This window comes from Pseudomonas sp. P2S-1 (genome assembly GCF_057197725.1).
The window spans coordinates 681,221-701,947 of record NZ_CM170068.1; the positions used below are offsets into that span (position 1 = coordinate 681,221).

The window sequence follows — 20,727 nt, forward strand, 5'->3', positions numbered from 1 at the left end:
TCAGAACACATGGACCAGACGCAGTAGCGCGTCGGTGCCGTGGTAGCCGTTGTCGGTGGCGACGTTCTGCGACAGGCTGAACATCAGCTGGTTCTGTTTATCCAGCCAATGACCGACCTCGAAGCCGACCTGGGTGTAGCGTTTATGGGTGTCGTCGATGCGCTGGTCGTTGATCCGCAGCTCGCCGCCGTCGGCGTGGATCAGGCGCAGGGCGCCGTAGGTGGCGGGGGTGAAGTCGTAGGAGGCGAAGGCTTGCAGGCGGTACAGCGGATCCTGCTTGAGATCGGCGCCGAAGTAGTCGTCGTTCTTGCCGTAGAGCTGGGCTTCGAGGTTGGCCTCCAGCACCCATTTCTCGCCGATGCCCTGGGTGTAGTTGTACACGAAGGTGGCGCCCCAGCGATTGGCCCCGGGCGAGACGTCCGGGTTCTGCCCGTGGTACTCGCCGACCGGCAGGGTGATCAGGGTCAGCAGGCCGCTGTAGGTGCGCGTCGTCGCATCGTTGATGAAGAACAGCGTGCCGCCCACCTGCGGGTCGCCAAAGCCGCTTTCACCGGTGTGCCGGCTGGCTCCGGGCAGGCGCGCATCGATATCGGCGAAGGGCACGATGAACTGCGGGGTGCACAGGGTGCCGCAGAGGTCGGTGAAGAATACCTGGCGGTAAGCCACGGCGTTGACCTTCAGTTCGGCCTTGCCGGTGCTGTCGGCCGGGCCGTGGAAATCACCGGCACGGGTGGCCGGCAGATACAGCACGCCGAGGCTGGTGCCGGCCGGGGCGCCGAAAAAGTCCCGGGCGTTGAGGTCGGCGGCCTGGGCGTGCAGGGCCGACAAGCCGCTGGCCAGGGCCAGGGCGGTGATCAGAGTGTGCTTCATGGTCGTTGCGTCTCTTCTTCTGGTTGTTGGCAAATCGCAGGCAAAGCGGGGCCGTCGCCGGTGAACAACGCCGGCGGGGCGGTCAGTGCGGATCAGCGGCCCGGGTCAGTCGGGCGGGGTGTGCAGCAGATGGGCGATGCGGGTCTTATCGTTGACCCCGAGCTTGTGATAGATGGCGCGGATATGGTGGCGCACGGTATTCGGCGCCATGCCCAGGTCGCGGGCGATCTCCTTGTAGGTCTTGCCTTCGCCGAAGCCCTGGGCGACATCGTTCTCCCGCGGGCTCAACTGGGCCAGCGGGGGGCGGGCGCGGGCGGCGAGGAGAAACAGGTCGCCCACCGCCGAGGCCTCGATCTGCAGGTGCTTGCCCTCGTGGCCGCGGGCGTCAACCGGGACTGGTAGCAGCGGCCCGTTCCAGTCTGGCCATTCGCCCAGCAGCAGGTCGACGAAGCCGCGTTCGGCGCATTGCAGGGTGCCGCGCTGGTCGCACACTGCCAGGGCCAGGTTGCGTGCCGGGCTGAGGGATTCGCGCTTGGTCACCAGGGTGCGGATCTGGTTGGCCGATACCGCCGCCACCAGATGCAGCATGGCGTTGTCGAGGATCAGCCGGTCCTGCTCGCTGAAGCGCGGCGCACCGGGGGCGCGGTACAGGGCCAGGTGGTCGCTGAGCTGGGTGCGGGGATCGATATGCACCACGCACAGCAGCTCGCCGATGCCGTAGGCCTGGCCCAGCCAGTTGAGGCCGGGGCCGTTGGCCGGGTCGGCCATGTCGATGATCACCGACTGACCCGGATGGGCATGCACCCGGCCCACGGTCACGTCGATATGGCGGATCGACTGCCAGTCCGGCAGGTAGCTGGCCGGCAGCTTGTGCAGATAGGAGCTGTGTTCTTCCGGCAGCCCGTCGATCAGCGCCGCACGGCCCCACCAGGCGCTGGCGAAGGGCAGCAGTTGGCCGATGCATTCCAGGGCCGGGCGGTGGAAATCCTCGAGGTCCTGGTTCTGCGCCAGGCGCTGGAGCTCCAGGCTCATGCTGCTGAAAGCCTGCAACAGGCGGGCGGGATCGTGTTCGTGCCGGGACATGGGCAACTACCTCTGTGCGACTTTTGTTATTGGTTTCGTCAGGGGTTTCGGGTGGCCGGGGTGGGCAGGGCCTGGGGCAGAGTGTCGGGGTAATGGGGGTGGATCACTATCCTACAGATGCAGGATGGGAAGTGGCTTGTCGCTGCGTGCCAAGCGAAGAGAGGTTGTTGATACCCAATCGGTGTGACGGCAGGGCTCCCGGTACCTGCTGATTACCCTCAAGACCGAGAGCGACCTTGAGGGTGTCGGGATCACGTAACTATTCTTTATCCAGAAGGATTGTCACCTATGCAATCCAAGGTGTTGGGGCCCAGATAAATCATGCCGGCAAAAACACTTTTTGACCCTGCTCCCCAAGTCAATGGACCACTGGCGTAGGCCAGGTCATAGACACGGCTCTCTCCCAACAGCGCTCCGCTGCGGTGATTGTACAGACGATAGAAGCCGGGGTATTCCCAATGGGGAAACCAGGTGGGTTCCCTGTCTTCATTTGGGTCGTGCTCCCGATGAAACATGTCTGGAAGCAGCCAGAAGGGTTTGAAGCTTTCGACCCGATAGCACCCATTTGGACTGACTGTGACGTTCAGTGGAGTGGCTAGTCCTTTCTCCCACCACTCAGAAAGAAGCCAGGAAAACAGGCTCAATAATGCAGCGAGAATCAGCGGAATATGCGTACTCCGAGATTCCCATGCCGTTGCAGACTTCGCCTCTGTTTTCATGTGCACTCGAGCCCGTGCGCGTGGCAACCGACCGGGGCCGGTTGCCACGCTATTCTTCCAGGTTCCATCAATCGCAGTTTTACTTCACAGGCTTGGCGCCAATACAGTCCCGGATACTCGGGCCTACATAAGTCATCCCAACCCAGACGCCACCGCCGCGATCCCAGTCCAAACCACCTCCGGAAAACGCAAGGTCGTAAATCACGGTTTCTCCAATCAATTGACCATTGTGGTTGTCATATAAACGGTAGAAGCCAGGGACCTCCCAGGCGGGAAACCAGTGTCCCCCACCGCCTTCATTAGGCGGAAATTCTCGATGCAGGATATCGGGTAGCAACCAGAAAGGTTTGAAGGTCTGGATGCTGGAGCATCCGTTAGGGCTTTGCCTGACTTCATACTTGGGTGAGGCGAGACCTTTTTCCCACCATTCGGACGCGAACCAGAGTCCTGAGATGGCAGTGGTAAATAGAGAAAGTTTCCATAGACGCCTCACAGTGCGTCGCCTAGGTCGATGACCATGTTTGATTTTTTCCAAAGGACATCGGAGTAGATAACATAGTCGCCACCCATTCCCGTTTTTTCTCTGTATTTTCTGAAGTCATTATTTCTGATGAGTGCGAACTCGTCTGTGGCCCAGTTATAAATCGATTGGCCGCTTGGAACGGCTGCTCGCATCATTTCCGGCTTGGTAAGGACTCGATCTTCTGTCCAGATTCCCAAGAATTGAATTCCATTGAAGTCATAATGGTCACGAATATAGAAGCCAATATGTTCAGTCTGGAAATAATTTCTAACTCGTTGGGTCTCTGAATCAATTTTGCTGAACGTTTTTCCGGCGACACCTACTTTCAATGTGGCGATACCCAGCGCTCCATACATATCGTCAAGGGTATCGGACAGAGTGCCAAGTACCGCGTAATTGACTTGAGAGGATGCGTCGATCTCTCGCGCCGAAAAATCGGGAGAACCCAGGGTGACGACCCCTGATTTCTTCCAGCCGGCCTGTTCCAGCAGGCTTTTTAGTCGATTGATCGCGTTTGGCGTGGTCAGGGCCGATTCAGCTCTACTTACCGCGGCCTGGCATCGCTCGAAGCCCATCGCCCAACTCATTTTCACGATGGTTTCGTCACACCGTGTTGTTGGCAGGTCCGTGGCCACTGGTTGGCCTTGTTCGCTTTTCCACTGTTCCGGCATTTCCCACCCCGGAGTATCAAACCACCGTTGCATCAACGCAGCCGACGTATGCCACCCCATCTTCCGCATCGCCACCGGGACTTTGCTCAGCGGCAACGCATTGATCACGATCTGCTTCGGCCTGTGCCGTCCTCCGGGCGAGGTGTCGAAGGTCACGCCTTCCAGCAGGAACAGGGCATCCGGCCCCAGTGCGGTGGTTTGTTGGAAATCTTTCAAGGACATGGGCAGTTACTCCAGAACAGGCGAGGGGGCGGCGATGGCGAGTTGCGTGCTGATGGGCTTGGAACTGGTGCCGATGTTGCTGAAGCCTTCTTCGTTGAGTCGGCTGTCGGCAACCCGCTCGCCGTTTTGCAGCAGGGCGTAGCTGCGTAGCCCGCAAGGCAGGTAGCGTTGGTTGATAAGCTGGAAACAGCCGCTGCAGTCTTCTTGTTCCGATGGGGCAGTGGCTGGCGCAAAACCGGCGGGGGCTGTACGGGTGGAAGCACTCCCGGGTTGACTGGCAGCTGGCGGGGCTGCTGTGCGAGCCGTTGGCGTGCCTTCTTTCTCGTAGGTCGAGCCGGTCCAGGTGTGATACAGGCTGGCCTTGCACGGGCAGCCACTGACGCTATCCAGGGTGCCCGCAACCCGCAGGCCCGAGCTGGTGATGTAAGACACACCACCCTGTATCTGGTAAGTCAGGCCGGTGACCCCACAGCTAACGCTGTCACCCTCGCGGGCATGTTCGATGCCCATGATGGTGATCAGGCTGTCGGACCCGGTGACCTCGCCACCGCAACTGGTCTTGTCTCCCCGGCGTATGAAATATCCATCCATTACTGCATTTCCTCTGGACTGGGCCATCGAGTCGTACTCGATAACGGGTAAGGGCCTGCGACAACCTTCCGGTGTTCCGAAGGTATGCAGGCCGACCGGCCAGAGGATGGGGAGGATATTTGGCGGGGTATGTAGGACGATTCTGAGTGATCAGCAGGAAATGGCTTTATCTTTCCGGTTTGGTCGAGACGTGTTTATCGGAACACCGGAATTGCCATGCTGAATTCGCCACCGGGATCGCTGCAGTGCGGCGGTCCGACAAGCCACACAGGGTCCGTTTCGATCCCCAAAAGCCTGCCAAGACCACGGTCATGCGACAACCACTCCACCCCTGCCAGCCGCTTGATGGTTTCCCCTAACCCCTCCACAACCCTTATCGGGAAAGCCCTTACGCCATTAAAGGTTGTGTCCTGGAAGACGATTCATTGAGTCAAATGCGCTTTCGGTGGTCATACGACTGACCCCGGCCATGCCTGACCCATTCGTTTCTGGAATCCGTTCATGCCAACCGTTTCGCGGGCCTTCGCCAGCGCCCTGATCACCGCCCTGGGAGGCGCCCAGCCCGCCGTTCGTGATTTGTGCCAGCGCCTGGCCGAGCCGCTGCTGACCAGTTCGGCACCGGCCTTCATACCCCTGGCCAGTCTTGACGGCGTGTTCGACCAGGCCAGCCTGCTCAGCGGCGATCCGGGCATCGGCCTGCGCGCCTTCGAGCATGCCCATCCGTCCAACCTCGGGCCGCTGGGCTACGCGGTGATGTCCAGCCCGACCATCAAGAGCGTACTGGTCAGCCTGGCCGAGCATCATCATCTGGTCGGCACCGGGTTCTGCCTGTTCGTCGAGGAGCGCAGCGACGGCGTGCGTCTGGTCGGGGTGCCCACAGGCACCGGGCAGCGTGAACTGTCCCGGGTGTTCATCGATGCCGTGGCGGCAATCACCGTCGGCCTGCTGTGCTGGCTGGTGCCAGGGCGGGCGATCCGCCCCGTGCGCGCGGAACTGAGCTATCCGCCGTGCGTGGTGACGGCCAATGCCCGCCGTGTCTACGGCGACGAGATCCACCATGGCGCGGCGCAGAACGCCCTGCTGTTCAGCCATGCTGACGCGGCACTGAGCGTGGCCAGCCACGACCCTGCGCTGCATGCGGTGCACAGCGACTACCTGGCGCGCTGGCAGGCCCAGTTGGGCGGTGATCGGTTGAGCCTGAAAGTCCGCGGGGTCATCAGTGAACAACTGAGCCAGGGCCGCCCGGTGACCCTGGCCCTGGTCGCCGAGGCCCTGGGCCTGAGCGGCCAGCGCTTGAGTCGCGGCCTGGAAGGCGAGGGCCATACCTTCCTGCGCCTGCTCGACGAAGTACGCCTGCGCGACAGCCATCGCCTGCTGCGCAACAGCAACCTGAGCTTCAAGCAGATCGCCTACCAGGTCGGCTTCCGTCATCAGAGCGCCTTCAACAAGGCCTGCGAGCGCTGGTTCGGCATGGGCCCGGGGCGCTACCGGGAAGAAGGTTGAGGCTTTCGTTTATCCGTGCGGGCCTTTCATTTATCCCCCGGCCACCGCCGGGAGATGCCTGGGGAAAAACCCGCCAAACTGATACGCACACGTTTGCGCCGCCGTCGAGGGACCTTCCGCCCGCATGTCACGAATCGCCTTTTTCCTCCGTTACACCCTGGTCCTCCTCGGCGTCCTGTTGCTGGCGCTGGAGCCGGTCCTCGGCCTGCCCGCTGTCGCGGGCGCCTGCGCCCTGGTGCTGCTGCTTGGGCTGTGCCTGGACCAGCACGCGCGTCTGCTGCGCTGTCGCGCGTACGCCCGTACCCTGCGCGAACGCAGCCGCGCCTTGCAACGCGAGGTCAACGACAGCCTGGGCCTGATACACGCGGAACTGGCCCATCTCGGCGAACTGGCGATCCAGGTCGGTGCCTTGAGCAACGAGTGCGACACAGCCCTGCAACAACAGCAGCGCAAGCTCGACCGGGCGCTGTCCGCCTTTGCCCAGATCAAGGTCGAGGGCCGGCAACTGGCCGACGATGCCCATCAGGTCGGCAGCGAATCGCGACAGTCGATGAAGCTGGCGCTCAAGGGCCAGGCAGGGCTCAGCGCCACCCTCATGGCCTTGCGCAGTGTCGACCAGACGGTGCTGACCGCACCGGTCGCCCTGGGCCAGGAGGTGCGCGTGCTGGCGCGCCAGGGCCGCGACCAGACCTACGACGCCAACCTGGCCCTGGCCGGAATCAGCGCCGCAGCCAGCAACATCGAGGAACGCGGCCTGTCGATTGCCGTGGCGTGCGAAGCGCAGGCACGTGGCGTGCAGGAATTGGATGAGGCGCTGGCGGAGGTCCAGCGCCTGGGATTCACTTCGGGCTGGCGCTCGCGCCAGGCCCGTGCCGCCAGCGAGGCCTTGCTGCAGGAAGCCGCGCGGCTGGACGAGCGTCTGCGGGTCGCCCCGTGGACACAAGACCTTCAACAGGATGCCGGAGGTATGGATGCTGCTGTTCAAGACCCTGATCGGGCGCTATCACGCCTTGATCAAGTCCCTGGCCCGGGAGCCAAGCCCCACTGACCCCGAGTCCGCCCGGGAGATGGTGGAGGCACTGCGGCAGCTGGCTGCGGAAGCCGATCGCCTGGAGGCGCAACTGCGGCAGATGACCGAGAAACGCCCGCCGCGCCAGCGCCCGTCCGGGCCGCCGGTGCTGCGCCTGGTGCAGGTCGAAAAAATCGTCGCCCTGCCAGATCAGAAAACAGATATGAATCGTAATCAATAGTTCGAATGGCCTTTATCGTTCATTCGCAGATGATTCTTTGCGTAATGTCTCGTTAATTTGGATTCATAAGTGTATGTTTGCAGGCGCAGGCGTGCCTGCCATCACTTATTACAATAACGAGGCATTCCATGTCCGGGTTGAGAACACTGCGCATCAGTTCCCGTGTCACCTTGCTGGTGGCGTGCATTTCCCTGTTTGTTCTGTGCCTGAGCGGCTGGCTCGGGCTGACCCTGCAACGCAGCCTGCTGGCGGAGAAGATGGCCGGGGTCGGCACCGCGCTGAACACCGCGTCGAACATCCTCGCCCACTACGAGCGCCAGGCCCGCGATGGCCATCTGGGCCTGGACGAGGCGCAGCGCCAGGCGCTGCAGGCGGTCAGCACCATCCGCTACCTGGGCGACAACTACCTGCTGGTGATCGACCTCGACCACCGCATGCTCATGCATCCCACCGCGCCGGGCCTGGTGGGCAAGCAACTGGCGGACTTCAAGGACGTCAATGGCAAGCCGTTCTCCCGCGAGATGGTCGAGACCGCCCGCAGCCAGGGGCGTGGCACCGTGGACTATTGGTTCCCCCGGGCCAACGGCGGGCAGGCGGAGTACAAGGTTTCCGAAGTGCTGCTGTTCAAACCCTGGGGCTGGGTGCTGGCCAGCGGCATTCACCCCCAGGACGTGCAGGACGAGGTCAACCAGGTGCTGCGCTGGCCGGCGGTGGTGGTCGGCGCGGCCTTGCTGGTGTTGATCCTGTTCGCCTGGCTGCTGGTGCGCAGCATCATCCGTCCGCTCAATGACACGGTGGACGCCCTGGCCCGCGCCACCCAGGGCCATACCGACCTGACCCTGCGCCTGCCGGTGGACGGTGACGACGAACTGAGCCAGGTCTCGCGCAGCTTCAACAGCCTGGTGCTGGCCGCCCATGACGTCACCGCCAGTGTGGTCGAGGCCAGCCAGGCGATTGCCCGGGCCAGTGACGATCTCGGCGAGATCACCCGGGCGGCCCAGGACAACATGGCGGCCCAGCAACTGGAGACCGACAGCGTGGTCGCGGCCATGACCCAGATGGTCAGCACCGTGCAGGAAGTGGCGCAGAACGCCAGTGTTGCCGCCCGCGCCACCGAGGATGCCGAACGCCAGGCCAGCGAAGGGCGCGGCACGGTGGACGAGACGGTCAGTGCCATTGGCGTACTGGCGGACGGCTTGCAGGAAAGCCGGCGAGTGGTGGACCAGTTGGCCACGGACTCGGGGAGCGTCGCCCAGGTGCTGGACGTGATCACCGCGATTGCCGAGCAGACCAACCTGCTGGCACTGAATGCCGCCATCGAGGCGGCCCGGGCCGGGGACCACGGGCGTGGCTTCGCGGTGGTGGCGGACGAAGTGCGCAGCCTGGCCATGCGCACCCAGCAATCGACCCTGGAGATCCAGCAGATCATCAACCGGCTGCAGGCGGGGGCAGGGCAGGCGGCGCAGCAGATCGGCCACAATGTCGCGGCGGCGCAGCACCCGGTGGAGGCCTCGGCCCGGGCCGGGCAGGCGCTGGAACGGATTACCGCGTCGGCGGGGACGGTCAGCCAGATGGCGTTCCAGATCGCCAGTGCTTCGGAGCAGCAGGCGGCGACGGCGGACGAGATCAACCGCAGCATCACCCGGATCCATGATGCGGCTTCGACCGGGACCCGCACCTTGCAGCAGACGGGGGAGGCGTGCGAGGGGTTGAAGCGGGTGTCCAGGCAGTTGCAGGAGCAGGTGGCGAGGGTGGTGATCTGATCAGGGCGTTATCCACCGCCTTGTAATTTAGCCCCGCCGTCAGGCGCCGACACAATCGTCAGGCCTGGCAACGAGGTGCAAGCGACTGGCAGGGACGAACAAGCAGGGTGAGGGCTGGATGGGGATACTGGTGTCGCCCCTCTGGAAAGGTCCCTTTGGGTGCGACGGCACTATCTTCATATCTGCGCTACGTTTGAACCGCCGGCAGGGTTGCCGGCGGTTTTTTTTGCGCTGGGCGTTTGTGCTGTTCTTTAGGGCCTCATCGCCGGCAACGCCGGCTCCCACAGGGATCGTGTGCGCCGCCGGACCTTGTGGGAGCCGGCGTTGCCGGCGATTGGGGCCTCAGCCGTTGGCCCGTTTCCCCTGCGCTTGCTGCGCCACCAGAGATCGAATACGCGGCAATAGCTCCTGCCCATACTCCACCGCATCGCGCAGTTGATCGAAGCCACGGAACAGGAAGGTGGTCACCCCGAGGTTGTAATACTCCAGCGCCGCCTCGGCCACCTGGTCCGGCGTGCCTACCAGAGAAGTCGAGTTCCCCGCCGCGCCGGTCAATGCGGCGATCGCAGTCCACAGGCGCTTGTCGTGCACCACCTTCTGGCTCGCCAGTTCCACCAGGCGCGAGGAGCCGACGTTGTTCTTGCCCACATTCAGCTCGCGGCGCTTGCCGGCCCGCTGTTCATGCAGCACCTTGGCGTCCGCCAGGATCCGCTCGGCGCGGGCCCAGGCCTCTTCCTCGGTCGCCCCGAGAATCGGCCGCAGCGACAGGCTGAAGCGAATGTGCTTCTCCCGCCCGTATCTGGCCGCCGCCCGGCGCACCTTGGCGATGCGCTCGCGCACCTGCTCCAGCGGCTCGCCCCACATCATGTAGACATCGGCATGCTTGGCCGCCACCTCGACGGCGGCATCGGACGCCCCGGAGAAGTAGATCGGGATATGCGGCTTCTGCAGCGGCTTGACCAGGGTCAGGTTGTCCTGGACCTGGTAGTGCGCGCCGTCATGGCTGAACGGCTGGGTCGCGGTCCACACCTGCTTGGCCACGTCCAGGTACTCCTCGGTGCGGGCATAGCGGGCGTCCTTGTCGAGGAAGTCGCCGTCCCGTTGCAGGTCGCCGCTGTCACCACCGGTGATCACGTTGATCGAGGCGCGGCCGCGGCTGAGCTGGTCGAGGGTGGCGAATTGGCGCGCGGCGAAGGTCGGCGCCTGGAAGCCCGGACGGTGGGCCACCAGCAAACCGAGCTTCTCGGTGTAGGCGGCAACATGGCTGGCGATGATCAGCGAGTCGGCTGCGCTGGTGGCGACCGCCAGCAACGCCTTGTCGAAACCGCCGTACTCCTGGGCCTGAGCGAAGGCCTTGATGAACTCCAGATCAACCCCCGGACCACGGGGGGCCTGGGATTCGCTGCCTTCCTGGGGGCCGATCAGGCCGATGAATTCGAGACTCATGAAACTAACTCCTTGTGTGAGGGCATGGGCGGTTCACGCGACCGCTTCCTGGGTGCGACGCAAGGTATTGCGGTTGTCCGGCACGGCCAGGCCGAAGTTGTCGCGCAGGGTCTGGCCCTCGTAGTCGCGACGCAGCAGGCCACGAGCCTGGAGCACCGGTACCACCAGTTCGGTGAAACGCTGCAGGCCGTCCGGCAAAAGGGAATTGATGATGAAACCGTCCGCCGCATCGTGCTCGAACCAGTCCTGCACGGCATTGGCGACTTCCTCGGCGGTGCCGACGAAGTCGCGCTTCGGTGCGGAGAAACGCAGGGCCACCTGGCGCAGGGTCAGGCCTTCTTCGCGGGCGATGCGCTTGAGCTGGTCGGACGAGCCCTTGTGGCTCTGGCTGCCCAGGTCGCCCAGGTCAGGGAAGGGCGCATCGAGGTCATGGCTGCTGAAGTCGTAGTCGTTGAACGGCCGGCCGAGAGCGACCAGGGCGTCATCGATGCTGACCAGTTCCAGCGCCTGCTGGTAGCGGCGCTCGGCGTCCTCGGCATCGACGCCGACGATGGGGCGGATACCCGGCAGGATGAACAGCTCGTCGGCATTGCGCCCGAAGTTGCGCGCGCGCTGCTTGAGGTCCTGGTAGTAGGCGCGGGCGTCGCTGAAGCCCTCGGGGCTGACGAAGATCGCGTCGGCCTGGCGCGCGGCGAAATTGCGCCCGTCCTCGGAGGTGCCGGCCTGGAAGATCAGCGGTTGGCCCTGGCGCGAGCGGGCGATGTTCAGCGGGCCCTTGACCTTGAAGAATTCGCCCTGGTGATTCAGCGCATGCAGCTTGTGCGGATCGAAGAACTCGCCGCTCTGCTTGTCACGGGTGAAGGCGTCGTCTTCCCAGGAGTCCCACAGGCCCTGGACGACCTGCACATGCTCCTTGGCGATGCGATAGCGCTCGGCATGGGGCGGATGCTCGGCCTTGCCGAAGTTGTCGGCGGTACCGGAGAGCCACGAGGTGACCACGTTCCAGCCGGCGCGACCGCCGCTGATATGGTCCAGCGAGGCCAGTTGGCGGGCGACCTGGAAGGGCTCGGTGTAGCTGACGGTGATGGTCGCCACCAGGCCGATATGCTCGGTGACGGCAGCCAGGGCCGAGAGGATGGTCAGGGGTTCGAAACGGTTGAGGTAGTGGGGGCTGGACTTGGCGTGGATATGCAGGCTGTCGGCGATGAAGGCGAAGTCGAATTTCGCCCCTTCGGCCAGTTGCGCCTGCTGCTTGTAGAAGCGGAAGTTGACGCTGGCATCGGCCAGGGCGTCGGGATGGCGCCACTCGCTCCAGCCGTGACCGACACCGTGGATCATCGCGCCGAGTTTGATCTGTCGCTTGCTCATGCTTGGCTCCTTGAGGAGAGGGGAGTTCGGTGATGGCCTCCGCCTGGCATGGGGTCGGTCTGTTGGGTAGACCTTAAGCTGTTGCGGGCTGTGCTGTGAAAGCACATTTTCTTCTATGCTAATTATGTAAATTGTGCATTTTAAGATTAGCTTATATCAGTGAATTGAATCTTGATCTTGAGGGCCCTATCGCTGGCAAGCCAGCTCCCACAGGGATCGCGTAACCTGTGGGAGCTGGCTTGCCAGCGATGAGGCCCGAAAGGTCAATCAAAATTCATAGGTCAACCGCGTGTAGTAGTACCCCCCGGTAAACCCATAGGGCGAATAGGCCCCATAGCCCTTGGTCATGGTCTTGCTGCTCGGCGCCTGCCGCTCCGGATACACATCGAACAGGTTCTTCGCCCCCACCGCCAGGTTCAGTGCCTTGGTCAGCTGGTAGCCCACGTCCAGGTCGGTGATCCAGCGCGCCTTGTACACCCGGTCCAGCGAGCGGTCGTTGGCGTCGTTGACTTCGCGGTACGCACCATAGCGAGTCAGGCCCAGATTGACCGTGTAGTCATCCAGCTTCCAGCTCCCGCCCAGCAGCAGCTTGGTCTTCGGCTGCACCCCGGAGATGAAGTTGCGCGCCTGGCGGTTCATCAGTTCGTAGTCCTTGCCGAGGATGTTCACGCTCTCCTTGTACGAAAGGATCTCGGTGTCGTTCCAGTTCCACGCCGCCGTCCATTTCACGCTGCCGTAGCCGCCCAGGTCCTGGTCGTAGTTGCCCACCAGGTCGACGCCCTTGGTCCGGGTATCGGCGCCATTGGTGAAGTACTGGCCGCCGGACGTCGAGTCGATGCCGTTGGCCAGCAGCGTCTGGGTGACTTCGGTGCCGAGCAGGGTGCCGGTCAGGGTGATGCGGTCACGCACGTTGATCACATAGGCGTCGGCGGTGAACGACAGCCGGTCACTGGGCTGGAAGGTCAGGCCGAGGCTGTAGTTGGTCGAGCGCTCCGGCTTCAGCGCTTCGGCCCCCAGGGCCTTGGCCGCCGCCGAATCCACCGGCAACACGCCGTAGTTGATCGACTGGTACACGCCGTCGACCACGCCATAGGTCGTCGAGCGCGCACTGAACAGGCTGTTGGCCAGGGACGGCGCGCGGAAGCCGTTGCTCACCGTGGCCCGCACCGCCAGTTGCGGAGTGAGCTCGTAGCGGGTGCTGAGCTTGCCGCTGCGGGTGGCGCCGATGCCCTGGTCGTAGTGCTCGTAGCGCAGGGCGGTGCCGACATACCACTGCGGCAGCGGGTTGAAGCCCACGTCCACATAGCTGGCGACGCTGTTGCGATGGGTCTTGTCGGTTTGCTCGGGCGAAATGCCGTTGGTGACCTGGGCCCCGGACGCCGCGCATTGCCCCGGTGCCCGGCAATAACCGCCATCGGCCCAGCTGGCCCAGTCGCCTTCCTCCACTTCATAGCCATCGCGGCGCTGCTCCAGGCCCCAGGACAGGTCCAGCGGCTTGCTCAGGCCCACGTCGAAGCCGCGATGCAGGTCGAGGTTGCTGGTCAGTTGCGTGGAGATCCAGGTGCCGGACTTGAAGTGATTGGGCGTCGCTTCACCGAGAGACGGGTTCTGGTTGTTCCAGGTGCCCTGTTCGGCGTCGTTGCGCCCATAGGTGCTGGACAGGTCCCAGTCCCACTCGCCCACCAGGCCCTTGGCGCCCAGGGCCGCCTGGAAGTCGTGCTCCTCGATGTACCAGGTCGGCGTGTAACCCGAAGGCCGGCCGTTGGGTCCGGTGGTGATGGTGTTGACGATGGTCGGCAGGCGGAAGTTCTGGCCCTGTTCGGCCTTGCGGTACGACCAGGTGCTGAAGGAGTACAGGCTCAGGTCGTCCTGGACCGGCAGCTCGGCGTTGTAGCCCAGGGTCAGCAGGTTGATCTTCGGCGTGCCGTAGCCGCCATAGGTGACCTTGCCGGCTTTCTCGTGGGCCTCGGCGACGCTGTAGCCGTTGGCGCTGGCCTTGTTATCGTCGTTCTGGCTGCGGGCATCCAGGGCCAGTTGCAGCACGCCGTCCTGGCCGATCTCGAAGCCCTTGTTCAGGCTCTGCTGCACCGTCTGCTTCTTGCCGTCGTAGCCCTGGCCGGCGTTGGTTACCGCCGTGCCGCTGGTGTCGGCCTTGAGGATCACGTTGATCACCCCGGCGATGGCGTCGGAGCCGTATTGGGCCGCGGCGCCGTCGCGCAGCACCTCGACATGGTCGATGGCGCTGATGGGGATCAGGTCGAGGTCGGCCGGGGCGGCGCCGGCGTTGATCCCGCTGATGTTAAGGGTCGCGCTGGTATGGCGGCGCTTGCCATTGACCAGCACCAGCACCTGCGCCGCATTCAGCCCGCGCAGGCTCGGTGCGCGGGCCATGCCGCTGGCGTCCCAGCCGGTCTTTTCCGGCAGGGTGAAGGAGGCCACCGTGGCGCTCAGGGCTTCCATCAGCCCGGGCTTGCCGGTGTCCTGCAGTTGCTTGGCGCTGATCACGTCGATGGGCGCGGGACTGGTGGTCACGGTGCGTTTTTCGCTGCCGCGGTTGCCGGTGACGATCACCGTATCCAGGCGCGAGGCAGCGGTGTCGGCGGCGGCTTCTTCAGCCTGGGCGACGGTCAGATTCAGGCCGGCAAGCAGCGCGGCACCCAACAGCGGGGTGCGCGCGCTCGCCACCGGCCAGCGGGAAAGGCGGGCAGTGTTCAAGGCGTGTTTCCTGTTCTGGTTATGTCCGGGCCTGGGCCCGGTGCTTCAAGGTGCTTTGGCGGCGATGGCTTCGATTTCGACCAGGGCGCCGGGCAGCGGCAGGGCGACTACTTGCAAGGCGGTGCGGGTCGGCTTGTTGGGCTGCTCGGCCGTGGCGAAGAAACGCGTGTAGGCGGCCTGCAGCCCGGCGAAGTCGAGATTGCCGCCCTTGTCCGGATCACCCACAAGGAACACCCGCAACTGCACGATATCGCCGAGCCCCAGGCCCTGGGCCTTGAGGATCGCTTGCAGCTTGTTGAGTACCGACAGGGTCTGGGTTTCGGTATTGCCGTAGGCGGCGATGCTGCCTTTCGGCGCCTTGGCATCGGCAACGTCCGGCAGGGTGCCGCTGATAAAGGTCAGCTTCGCCGACGCCGGCACAGTGACCACCTGGGAGATAGGGAAATTGGAACCCGGCGGATCGATACGCTGGATGCTGTCGGCGTGGGCGGTGTTCAGCGTCAGGCTCATCAGGACTCCGAGGGTGAGGGCAGAGAATGTTTTCATGGGACCTTCCTTGTCGTGGTTCAGGCGGCGGCGACGCCGGCATGGGCTTGCTTGGCATGTTGCGCGATCAGGCCGACCACCCGCCGCGCCGATTCGGCGGCGCTGTTCTGCCAGATGCCGACCCCGCCATGGGCCAGGGCATCGCTGGCCAGCCAGGTGCGGCCTTGCGGCTGGTTGAGGATGTCGTAGCCGGGCTGGGCCACTTCGTCGTGGACGATCCACGGGCTTTCGCTGAAGGGAATCTTCGACCAGTTGACCACCACGCCACGGCCGAGCTTCTGCGAGTGGCCGGGGTGCAGGGATTCCACCGCACTGCGGGATGAAGCGAACTGCGCATCCCAGGGTTTGGCCGCGAAGGACTCGGCGACATCGCCGGTGTTGTAGGTCGCCACCAATACACCTTGCGCACTGTTCAGGCGATCGCTCGGATACCAGAGGAAGCGCGCCTCGTGGTTGATATAGGAGAGCCCGCCATAGATCTGGAAGTCGGTCTCCCAGAAGCGCGGCGACTGCCAGGCGACCTTGTTGGCCTTGTCCGGCCTGGCCAGTTCCAGAGCCTGCTTGAAGGCCGGGGTGAAGTTGCTGTCGAGCCGGCGCAGCAGCGGCAGGGGCAGGGCGGCCACGGCGTAGTCGGCGTCCTCGGTGTGCTGGCGGCCGCTCAGGCGATCGCGCCAGACTACGCGGCTGCCTTTGTCCGAGGTCTGGATCGATTGCACCTCGGCGTTGAGTTGCACCGCGTCCTTGACCTGGCGGTACAGGGCCTTGGGGATCTGGTCCATGCCGCCGACCGGCTGGAACATGGTCGCGGAGAATTCCGGGATCTCGTCGAACACCAGCGGCAGCAGCAAGTTGCTGTCCAGCAGGCGCTTGAGCTCCACCGGGGTGCGTTGCACCGGCGTCTGGTCGCCGGCGCCGGCGAAGCGGGTGTAGCCGGAGCGCACCGAGCCGCGGTACTGGCGCTCGTCGTTGAGGTCGCCATAGACCTTGAGGAATTCCAGCAGCGCCTTGCGCTCGCCGGCATCCAGCTCCTGGTCGAGGGTGTTGCGCTGCACGCTACGGGTCAGCAGTTCGCTGAGGTGGCCGCGGGTGTCGTTGACCGCCTGGCGCAGCAGCAGCGGCGGTTGCGTCAGGTCCGGCTGGACCAGGGCGTTGCGGCTGCTGTTGACCAGCACTTCCAGGGGCACGCCGAGTTCGCGGCAATAGCCGAGGATGGTCAGGTGATGGCTGGGCAGGCGCGCGGCGCCGGCATTGAAAAACAGGCCATCGTCGAAGGCTACGGTCTGCCGGCTGCCGTCGTTGTGCTCGATGCGGTCGCCGTTGCGCAGGGTCCAGACGCGGCCGCCGATGCGCTCGCGGGCTTCCAGAACTTTTACTTCGAAGCCGGCCTTGCGCAGCTCGTAGGCCGACACCAGGCCGCTGATGCCGCCGCCGACGATCAGCACGCGCTTGCCGTTGCCGGTGCGGCTGGCCAGGTTCAGGGGTTCGAAGCTTGCCGCCCGGGCAGTGCCGGGCAGACCGAGGGCAGACAGGCCGCCCAATGCCGCCGAATAGCCGCCAATGGCGGCCAGGCGGGTTACCAGATCTCTACGGGTGAGCCCCATATCGCGTTCTCCATACAGCGAGCTTGGGATAGCGGCGTTCCGCGCATGGCCGGAAAGAGACCCGAAAAACGGGGAAAGGCGGGACGACCCTTCTGGCGGCGGCGGAAATCCATTTGCCTCCACCAGGTCGGGGTCGGTAAAGCGAACATAAGCGTCTGAAACGGGCTTGTGAAAGGCTTTTTGGTTCTAAGTTAATTATCAGAAAAAGACATAAATCCTGATCGCAACATGCAATCAGGCTATTTTGCTGGTGTCCAGGCGCTGGGCCGACACCGCACCGAACAGCTCCACCGGCTCCTGCAGGTTGCCCAGGTAGCGTGGGTGGAACAGCCACAGGTCGACCTGGGGCTTGAAGTCGCTGACGTTGAGCACTTCCAGTTGGTCGCGATGGCGGCTGGTGGCGAGCAGGGGTTCCGGCACCAGGCCGAGGCCCTGGCCGTTGGCGACCAGGCCCAGTTGCAGCTCGGTGCCAAAGGTCTCGAGGTTGATCTGCAGCGACAGCCCCTGTTCGCTCAGGGCCCGTTGCAGGCCGGCGCGGAAGCCGCAGCCATCAGGGTTGAGCACCCAGCCGCGCAGGTAGCAGTCCTTGAGCTTGTAACTCTTCTTGCTGGCCGTGCCCTTGGCGGCCACCACCCGCAGTTGCATGCGGCCGATGGAGCGGCTGGCGATGCCTTCGGGGAAGATCTTGCCGGTGGGGAAGAGCGCGGCGGCGGCGTCGAGGTCGCCATTTTCCATGCGCGAGATCAGCGAACTGCCCCAGCCGCTGACCACCTGGGTGCGCAGGTCCGGGTAGGCTTCGCGGATCCTGGCCAGGGCGTCGAGCAGGACCACATCGCCGATGGTCTGCGGCACCCCAAGGCGCAGGGTGCCACTGGGGGCGCCGTCGCTGGCCACCAGTTCACGCAGGGTATCGATCTCGCGCAGGATCGCCTTGCACTGCTCGTAGACCCGCCAGCCCATGGGGGTCGGCTTGAGGGGCTTGGTATTGCGGTCAAGCAGGTTGGCGCCCAGGTCTTCCTCGAAATTCTGTACCCGCCGGGTGATTGCCGGTTGGGTCAACTGCAAGGCCTCCGCGGCCAGGTTGGTCGACTGGCAGCGGATGACCGCGACGAAAGCGTCCATGTCATCGATCTTCATATTCGCTTCTCACATAGTCTGGGGCGGGGAGATGTTCTCGAAGAATAATCCTTATTGCCAGGTTTTGCAGGAGGCAGATCAATGACGGGCCGGCAGGTTCAGCGCCGACCGTTGAAGAACCCCGACAGTTGATGCAGGGTTTTCGCCGCCGTGAGAATCGCCGGGCGGAAATTGTCCTTGCCGATGATCCGCGCATGTTTCACCGAGCTGATCAGGTCATAGCGCCCGGAACCTTCGGCCATTCCCTCGGCGAGGATCTTGCAGATGATATGGCTCGGGGTCACGCCGAAGCCCGAGTAGCCCTGGACATAGAACGCATTGCGTCGCCCGCTGAGGGTACCGATCTGCGGGAACAGATTGGCGCTGGTCGCCATCGGGCCGCCCCAGGCGAGGTCGATCTTCACGTCCTTGAGGTAGGGGAAGATCTTCAGCATCAGGGCGCGGTTCCAGGCCTTGAGGTCGTTGGGGATATGCTCGACGAAGGGCGTGGCGGCGCCGAACAGCAGGCGATTCTCGTTGGTCACCCGGTAGTAGTCGATGACCGGGCGGATATCGCTGTAGGCCCCGCGGATCGGGCTGATGCGCTGGATCAGCTCGTCCGGCAGCGGTTCGGTCATCAACTGGAAGGCATAGGTGTTGATGGTGCGGCTGTGCAGCTCCGGCTCCAGCTTGTTAAGGAAGCTGTCGCAGGCCCACAGCAGCTTGGCGGCCTTGACCGAACCACGGCCGGTGCGCACGGTAATGGTGTCGCCGTAGCGCACTTCGAGGGCAGCGCTGTGTTCGAAGATCCGCACGCCGTGGCCGACCAGGGCCTGGGCTTCGCCGAGCAGCAGGTTCAGCGAGTGCACATGGCCGCCGCCCATATGCAGCAGGGCGCTGCTGTAGGCGTCGGAGCCGATGATCTGCTTGACCTCGGAACCGCCGAGGAAGCGGATTTCGTCCTGGGTATTGACCTTCCTGAACTCCTTTTCCCAGGTGCGCAGGGTCTGTTCCTGGCGGGCGTTGAAGCCCATGTAGCCGTAGCCGTGGCAGAAGTCCGCATCGATGTCGTATTTGGCGATGCGCTCCTTGATGATCCCGGCGCCCAGCTCGCTGATTTCGAAGATCTGTTGCAGGCCTTTCTCGCCGACGCTGCTTTTGATCTTCTCCAGGTCGTGGCCGATGCCGGCCATGATCTGCCCGCCATTGCGCCCGGTACCGCCAAAGCCCAGGTAGCGCGCTTCCAGCACCACGATATTGGTGATGCCTTTCTCGGCCAGTTCCAGGGCGGTGTTGATACCCGAGAAACCACCGCCGATCACCACCACATCGGCTTCGATATCGGCTTCCAGGGTGGGGAAGGCGAGGTTGTACTTCCTGGTGGCGGAGTAGTAGGTGGGCGTTTCGATGTTGATCATGGAGGCGGCCTGAGTAATTGGAATTGGGCAAGGGCGACCGTGGCGCTGGTTACACTTTGCATTAAATGCCTAACGAGCGGTAGGTTCTTGACTCAGGCTGCTGGGGGATTTGATCGGGGCTGCCAGGATTGGCAAAGGAAAGAGGGTCGACACGGAACCTGTGGGAGCTGGCTTGTCGGACCGCCGAACCGCAGCGATTGCTGTAGTGAATTCACCATTGCAATCGCTGGCAAGCCAGCTCCCACAGGGTTTTGCATATGCCGGGCTTCTGCGGTCCGGCAGGAGAGGAGTGCTTACAAGCGGCCGACCGCGGCGAGTTGCCCCGAAGACGCCTGTGCCGCCGGCACCGCCGAGCCATCCTGCGGCGTCACCGGGAAGATCGCATTGATCTGCCCGGTCGCCGACGAACCGAAGTAAGGCGTCACCACCTCGACCTTGCCGTCGTACTTCGACCAGCCCAGGGCACCGAGCAGCATGGCGGTGTCATGCATGAAGCCTTCGCCATGCCCCTTGACCGCATACTCCGGAAGCATGGTGCAGAAGTCGTCCCATTCGGCGTTTTCCCACATCTGCACGACGCGGTGGTCGAGGGTTTCCAGGAACGGGCTCCAGACCTTGTCGGCGAACTCCGGGGCCTGGCCGTTCTGGGCGAAGCGGTGCGACAGCGAGCCGCTGGCGAGGAAGGCCACGGTGCCGTCGTAGTGATCCTCTACCGCCCTGCGCAGGGCCCAGCCCAGGCGGGCGCTGTCGTTGAGGTAGTGGGAGGTGCACAGCGCCGAAACCGAAACCACCTTGAAGTGCTGGTCTTCGTTCATGTAGCGCATCGGCACCAGGGTGCCGTATTCCGGGCCGAGGCTGGTGGCGTCGTGGGCCATGGTTTCGACACCGAGGCGGTTGGCCTCGGCGGCCATCAGCTTGCCCAGTTCGGCGTTGCCTGGCACTTCGTAGTCCATGTTGGCGATGAAGTGCGGCAGCTCGTTGCTGGTGTAGGTGCCCTTGAAATGCGGGCTGCAGTTGATGTGGTAGTTGGCGTTGACCAGCCAATGAGTGTCGAAGACCACCAGGGTATCGACCCCCAGTTCGCGGCAGCGGCGGGAAATCTCCTTGTGGCCGTCGATCGCGGCCTGGCGGTAGCCCTGGCGCGGGCCGGGCAGTTCGGAGAGGTACATGGAAGGAACGTGGGTGATCTTGGCAGCCAGAGCAAGTTTGCCCATGACGGTAACTCCTGGTGGCAGACGCCCTCTTGGCGGGGCGCGGCGATTATCGGGATGTTGGCACGCAGGCGATACCGGCCAGTGGCTGGCTCTTGTGGCCCATCCCGG

General features: G+C 63.9%; 17 protein-coding genes. 4 read left to right on the forward strand and 13 right to left on the reverse strand.

What is annotated here, in order from left to right; translation table 11 throughout:
* From AC2CQI_RS03210 to AC2CQI_RS03230, 5 genes are all read right to left on the reverse strand, one after another.
* Positions 1-870, reverse strand: a complete 870-nt coding sequence (locus AC2CQI_RS03210; RefSeq protein WP_484579149.1) for a transporter — start codon at positions 868-870, stop codon at positions 1-3.
* Positions 871-975: 105 nt separating this feature from the next.
* The gene (locus tag AC2CQI_RS03215; protein WP_484579150.1) at positions 976-1,953 is read right to left on the reverse strand and encodes a helix-turn-helix transcriptional regulator; all 978 of its coding nucleotides are present in this window, start codon (positions 1,951-1,953) and stop codon (positions 976-978) included.
* 266 nt (positions 1,954-2,219) lie between these two features.
* Positions 2,220-2,672 carry a hypothetical protein gene (locus tag AC2CQI_RS03220; RefSeq protein WP_484579151.1) on the reverse strand — a complete coding sequence of 151 codons (453 nt, stop codon included), beginning with the start codon at positions 2,670-2,672 and terminating at the stop codon, positions 2,220-2,222.
* 489 nt (positions 2,673-3,161) lie between these two features.
* Positions 3,162-4,088, reverse strand: a complete 927-nt coding sequence (locus tag AC2CQI_RS03225; RefSeq protein ID WP_075801940.1) for a DUF6402 family protein — start codon at positions 4,086-4,088, stop codon at positions 3,162-3,164.
* A gap of 6 nt (positions 4,089-4,094) precedes the next feature.
* The gene (locus tag AC2CQI_RS03230; RefSeq protein WP_484579152.1) at positions 4,095-4,706 is read right to left on the reverse strand and encodes a PAAR domain-containing protein; all 612 of its coding nucleotides are present in this window, start codon (positions 4,704-4,706) and stop codon (positions 4,095-4,097) included.
* A 474-nt stretch (positions 4,707-5,180) separates the two neighbouring features.
* On the opposite strand from AC2CQI_RS03230, the gene AC2CQI_RS03235 reads away from it, so the two are divergent.
* The 4 genes from AC2CQI_RS03235 (at position 5,181) to AC2CQI_RS03250 (ending at position 9,195) form a co-directional block, all read left to right on the forward strand.
* Positions 5,181-6,182, forward strand: coding sequence for an AraC family transcriptional regulator (locus AC2CQI_RS03235; RefSeq protein WP_484579153.1), 1,002 nt, complete (start codon positions 5,181-5,183; stop codon positions 6,180-6,182).
* Positions 6,183-6,306: 124 nt separating this feature from the next.
* Positions 6,307-7,230: a hypothetical protein gene (locus AC2CQI_RS03240; protein WP_484579154.1), complete on the forward strand. Its 924-nt coding sequence runs from the start codon at positions 6,307-6,309 to the stop codon at positions 7,228-7,230.
* Positions 7,154-7,432: a hypothetical protein gene (locus AC2CQI_RS03245; RefSeq protein ID WP_144443534.1), complete on the forward strand. Its 279-nt coding sequence runs from the start codon at positions 7,154-7,156 to the stop codon at positions 7,430-7,432. The genes AC2CQI_RS03240 and AC2CQI_RS03245 overlap by 77 nt, the downstream gene beginning before the upstream one ends.
* 128 nt (positions 7,433-7,560) lie before the next feature.
* A complete protein-coding gene (locus AC2CQI_RS03250) occupies positions 7,561-9,195 on the forward strand; it encodes a methyl-accepting chemotaxis protein (RefSeq protein WP_075801935.1) in 1,635 nt (544 codons plus the stop codon).
* A 342-nt stretch (positions 9,196-9,537) separates the two neighbouring features.
* On the opposite strand, the gene AC2CQI_RS03255 is transcribed toward AC2CQI_RS03250, so the two are convergent.
* From AC2CQI_RS03255 to hpaD, 8 genes are all read right to left on the reverse strand, one after another.
* Positions 9,538-10,641: an LLM class flavin-dependent oxidoreductase gene (locus AC2CQI_RS03255; RefSeq protein WP_484579155.1), complete on the reverse strand. Its 1,104-nt coding sequence runs from the start codon at positions 10,639-10,641 to the stop codon at positions 9,538-9,540.
* Positions 10,642-10,674: 33 nt separating this feature from the next.
* Positions 10,675-12,009 carry an LLM class flavin-dependent oxidoreductase gene (locus AC2CQI_RS03260; protein ID WP_484579156.1) on the reverse strand — a complete coding sequence of 445 codons (1,335 nt, stop codon included), beginning with the start codon at positions 12,007-12,009 and terminating at the stop codon, positions 10,675-10,677.
* A 267-nt stretch (positions 12,010-12,276) separates the two neighbouring features.
* Positions 12,277-14,724, reverse strand: a complete 2,448-nt coding sequence (locus AC2CQI_RS03265) for a TonB-dependent receptor plug domain-containing protein (RefSeq protein ID WP_484579157.1) — start codon at positions 14,722-14,724, stop codon at positions 12,277-12,279.
* 45 nt (positions 14,725-14,769) lie between these two features.
* Positions 14,770-15,270 (reverse strand): RidA family protein, encoded by a 501-nt coding sequence (locus AC2CQI_RS03270; protein WP_484579158.1) that lies wholly within the window; start codon positions 15,268-15,270, stop codon positions 14,770-14,772.
* 20 nt (positions 15,271-15,290) lie between these two features.
* Complete coding sequence (locus AC2CQI_RS03275; protein ID WP_484579159.1) at positions 15,291-16,871, reverse strand: flavin monoamine oxidase family protein; 1,581 nt, start codon at positions 16,869-16,871, stop codon at positions 15,291-15,293.
* A 234-nt stretch (positions 16,872-17,105) separates the two neighbouring features.
* Positions 17,106-18,008 (reverse strand): LysR family transcriptional regulator, encoded by a 903-nt coding sequence (locus tag AC2CQI_RS03280; protein ID WP_075801930.1) that lies wholly within the window; start codon positions 18,006-18,008, stop codon positions 17,106-17,108.
* A 98-nt stretch (positions 18,009-18,106) separates the two neighbouring features.
* Complete coding sequence (locus tag AC2CQI_RS03285; protein WP_484579160.1) at positions 18,107-19,405, reverse strand: NAD(P)/FAD-dependent oxidoreductase; 1,299 nt, start codon at positions 19,403-19,405, stop codon at positions 18,107-18,109.
* A gap of 293 nt (positions 19,406-19,698) precedes the next feature.
* The gene (gene hpaD, locus AC2CQI_RS03290) at positions 19,699-20,619 is read right to left on the reverse strand and encodes a 3,4-dihydroxyphenylacetate 2,3-dioxygenase (RefSeq protein ID WP_484579161.1); all 921 of its coding nucleotides are present in this window, start codon (positions 20,617-20,619) and stop codon (positions 19,699-19,701) included.
* Between the last annotated feature and the right edge of the window lie 108 nt (positions 20,620-20,727).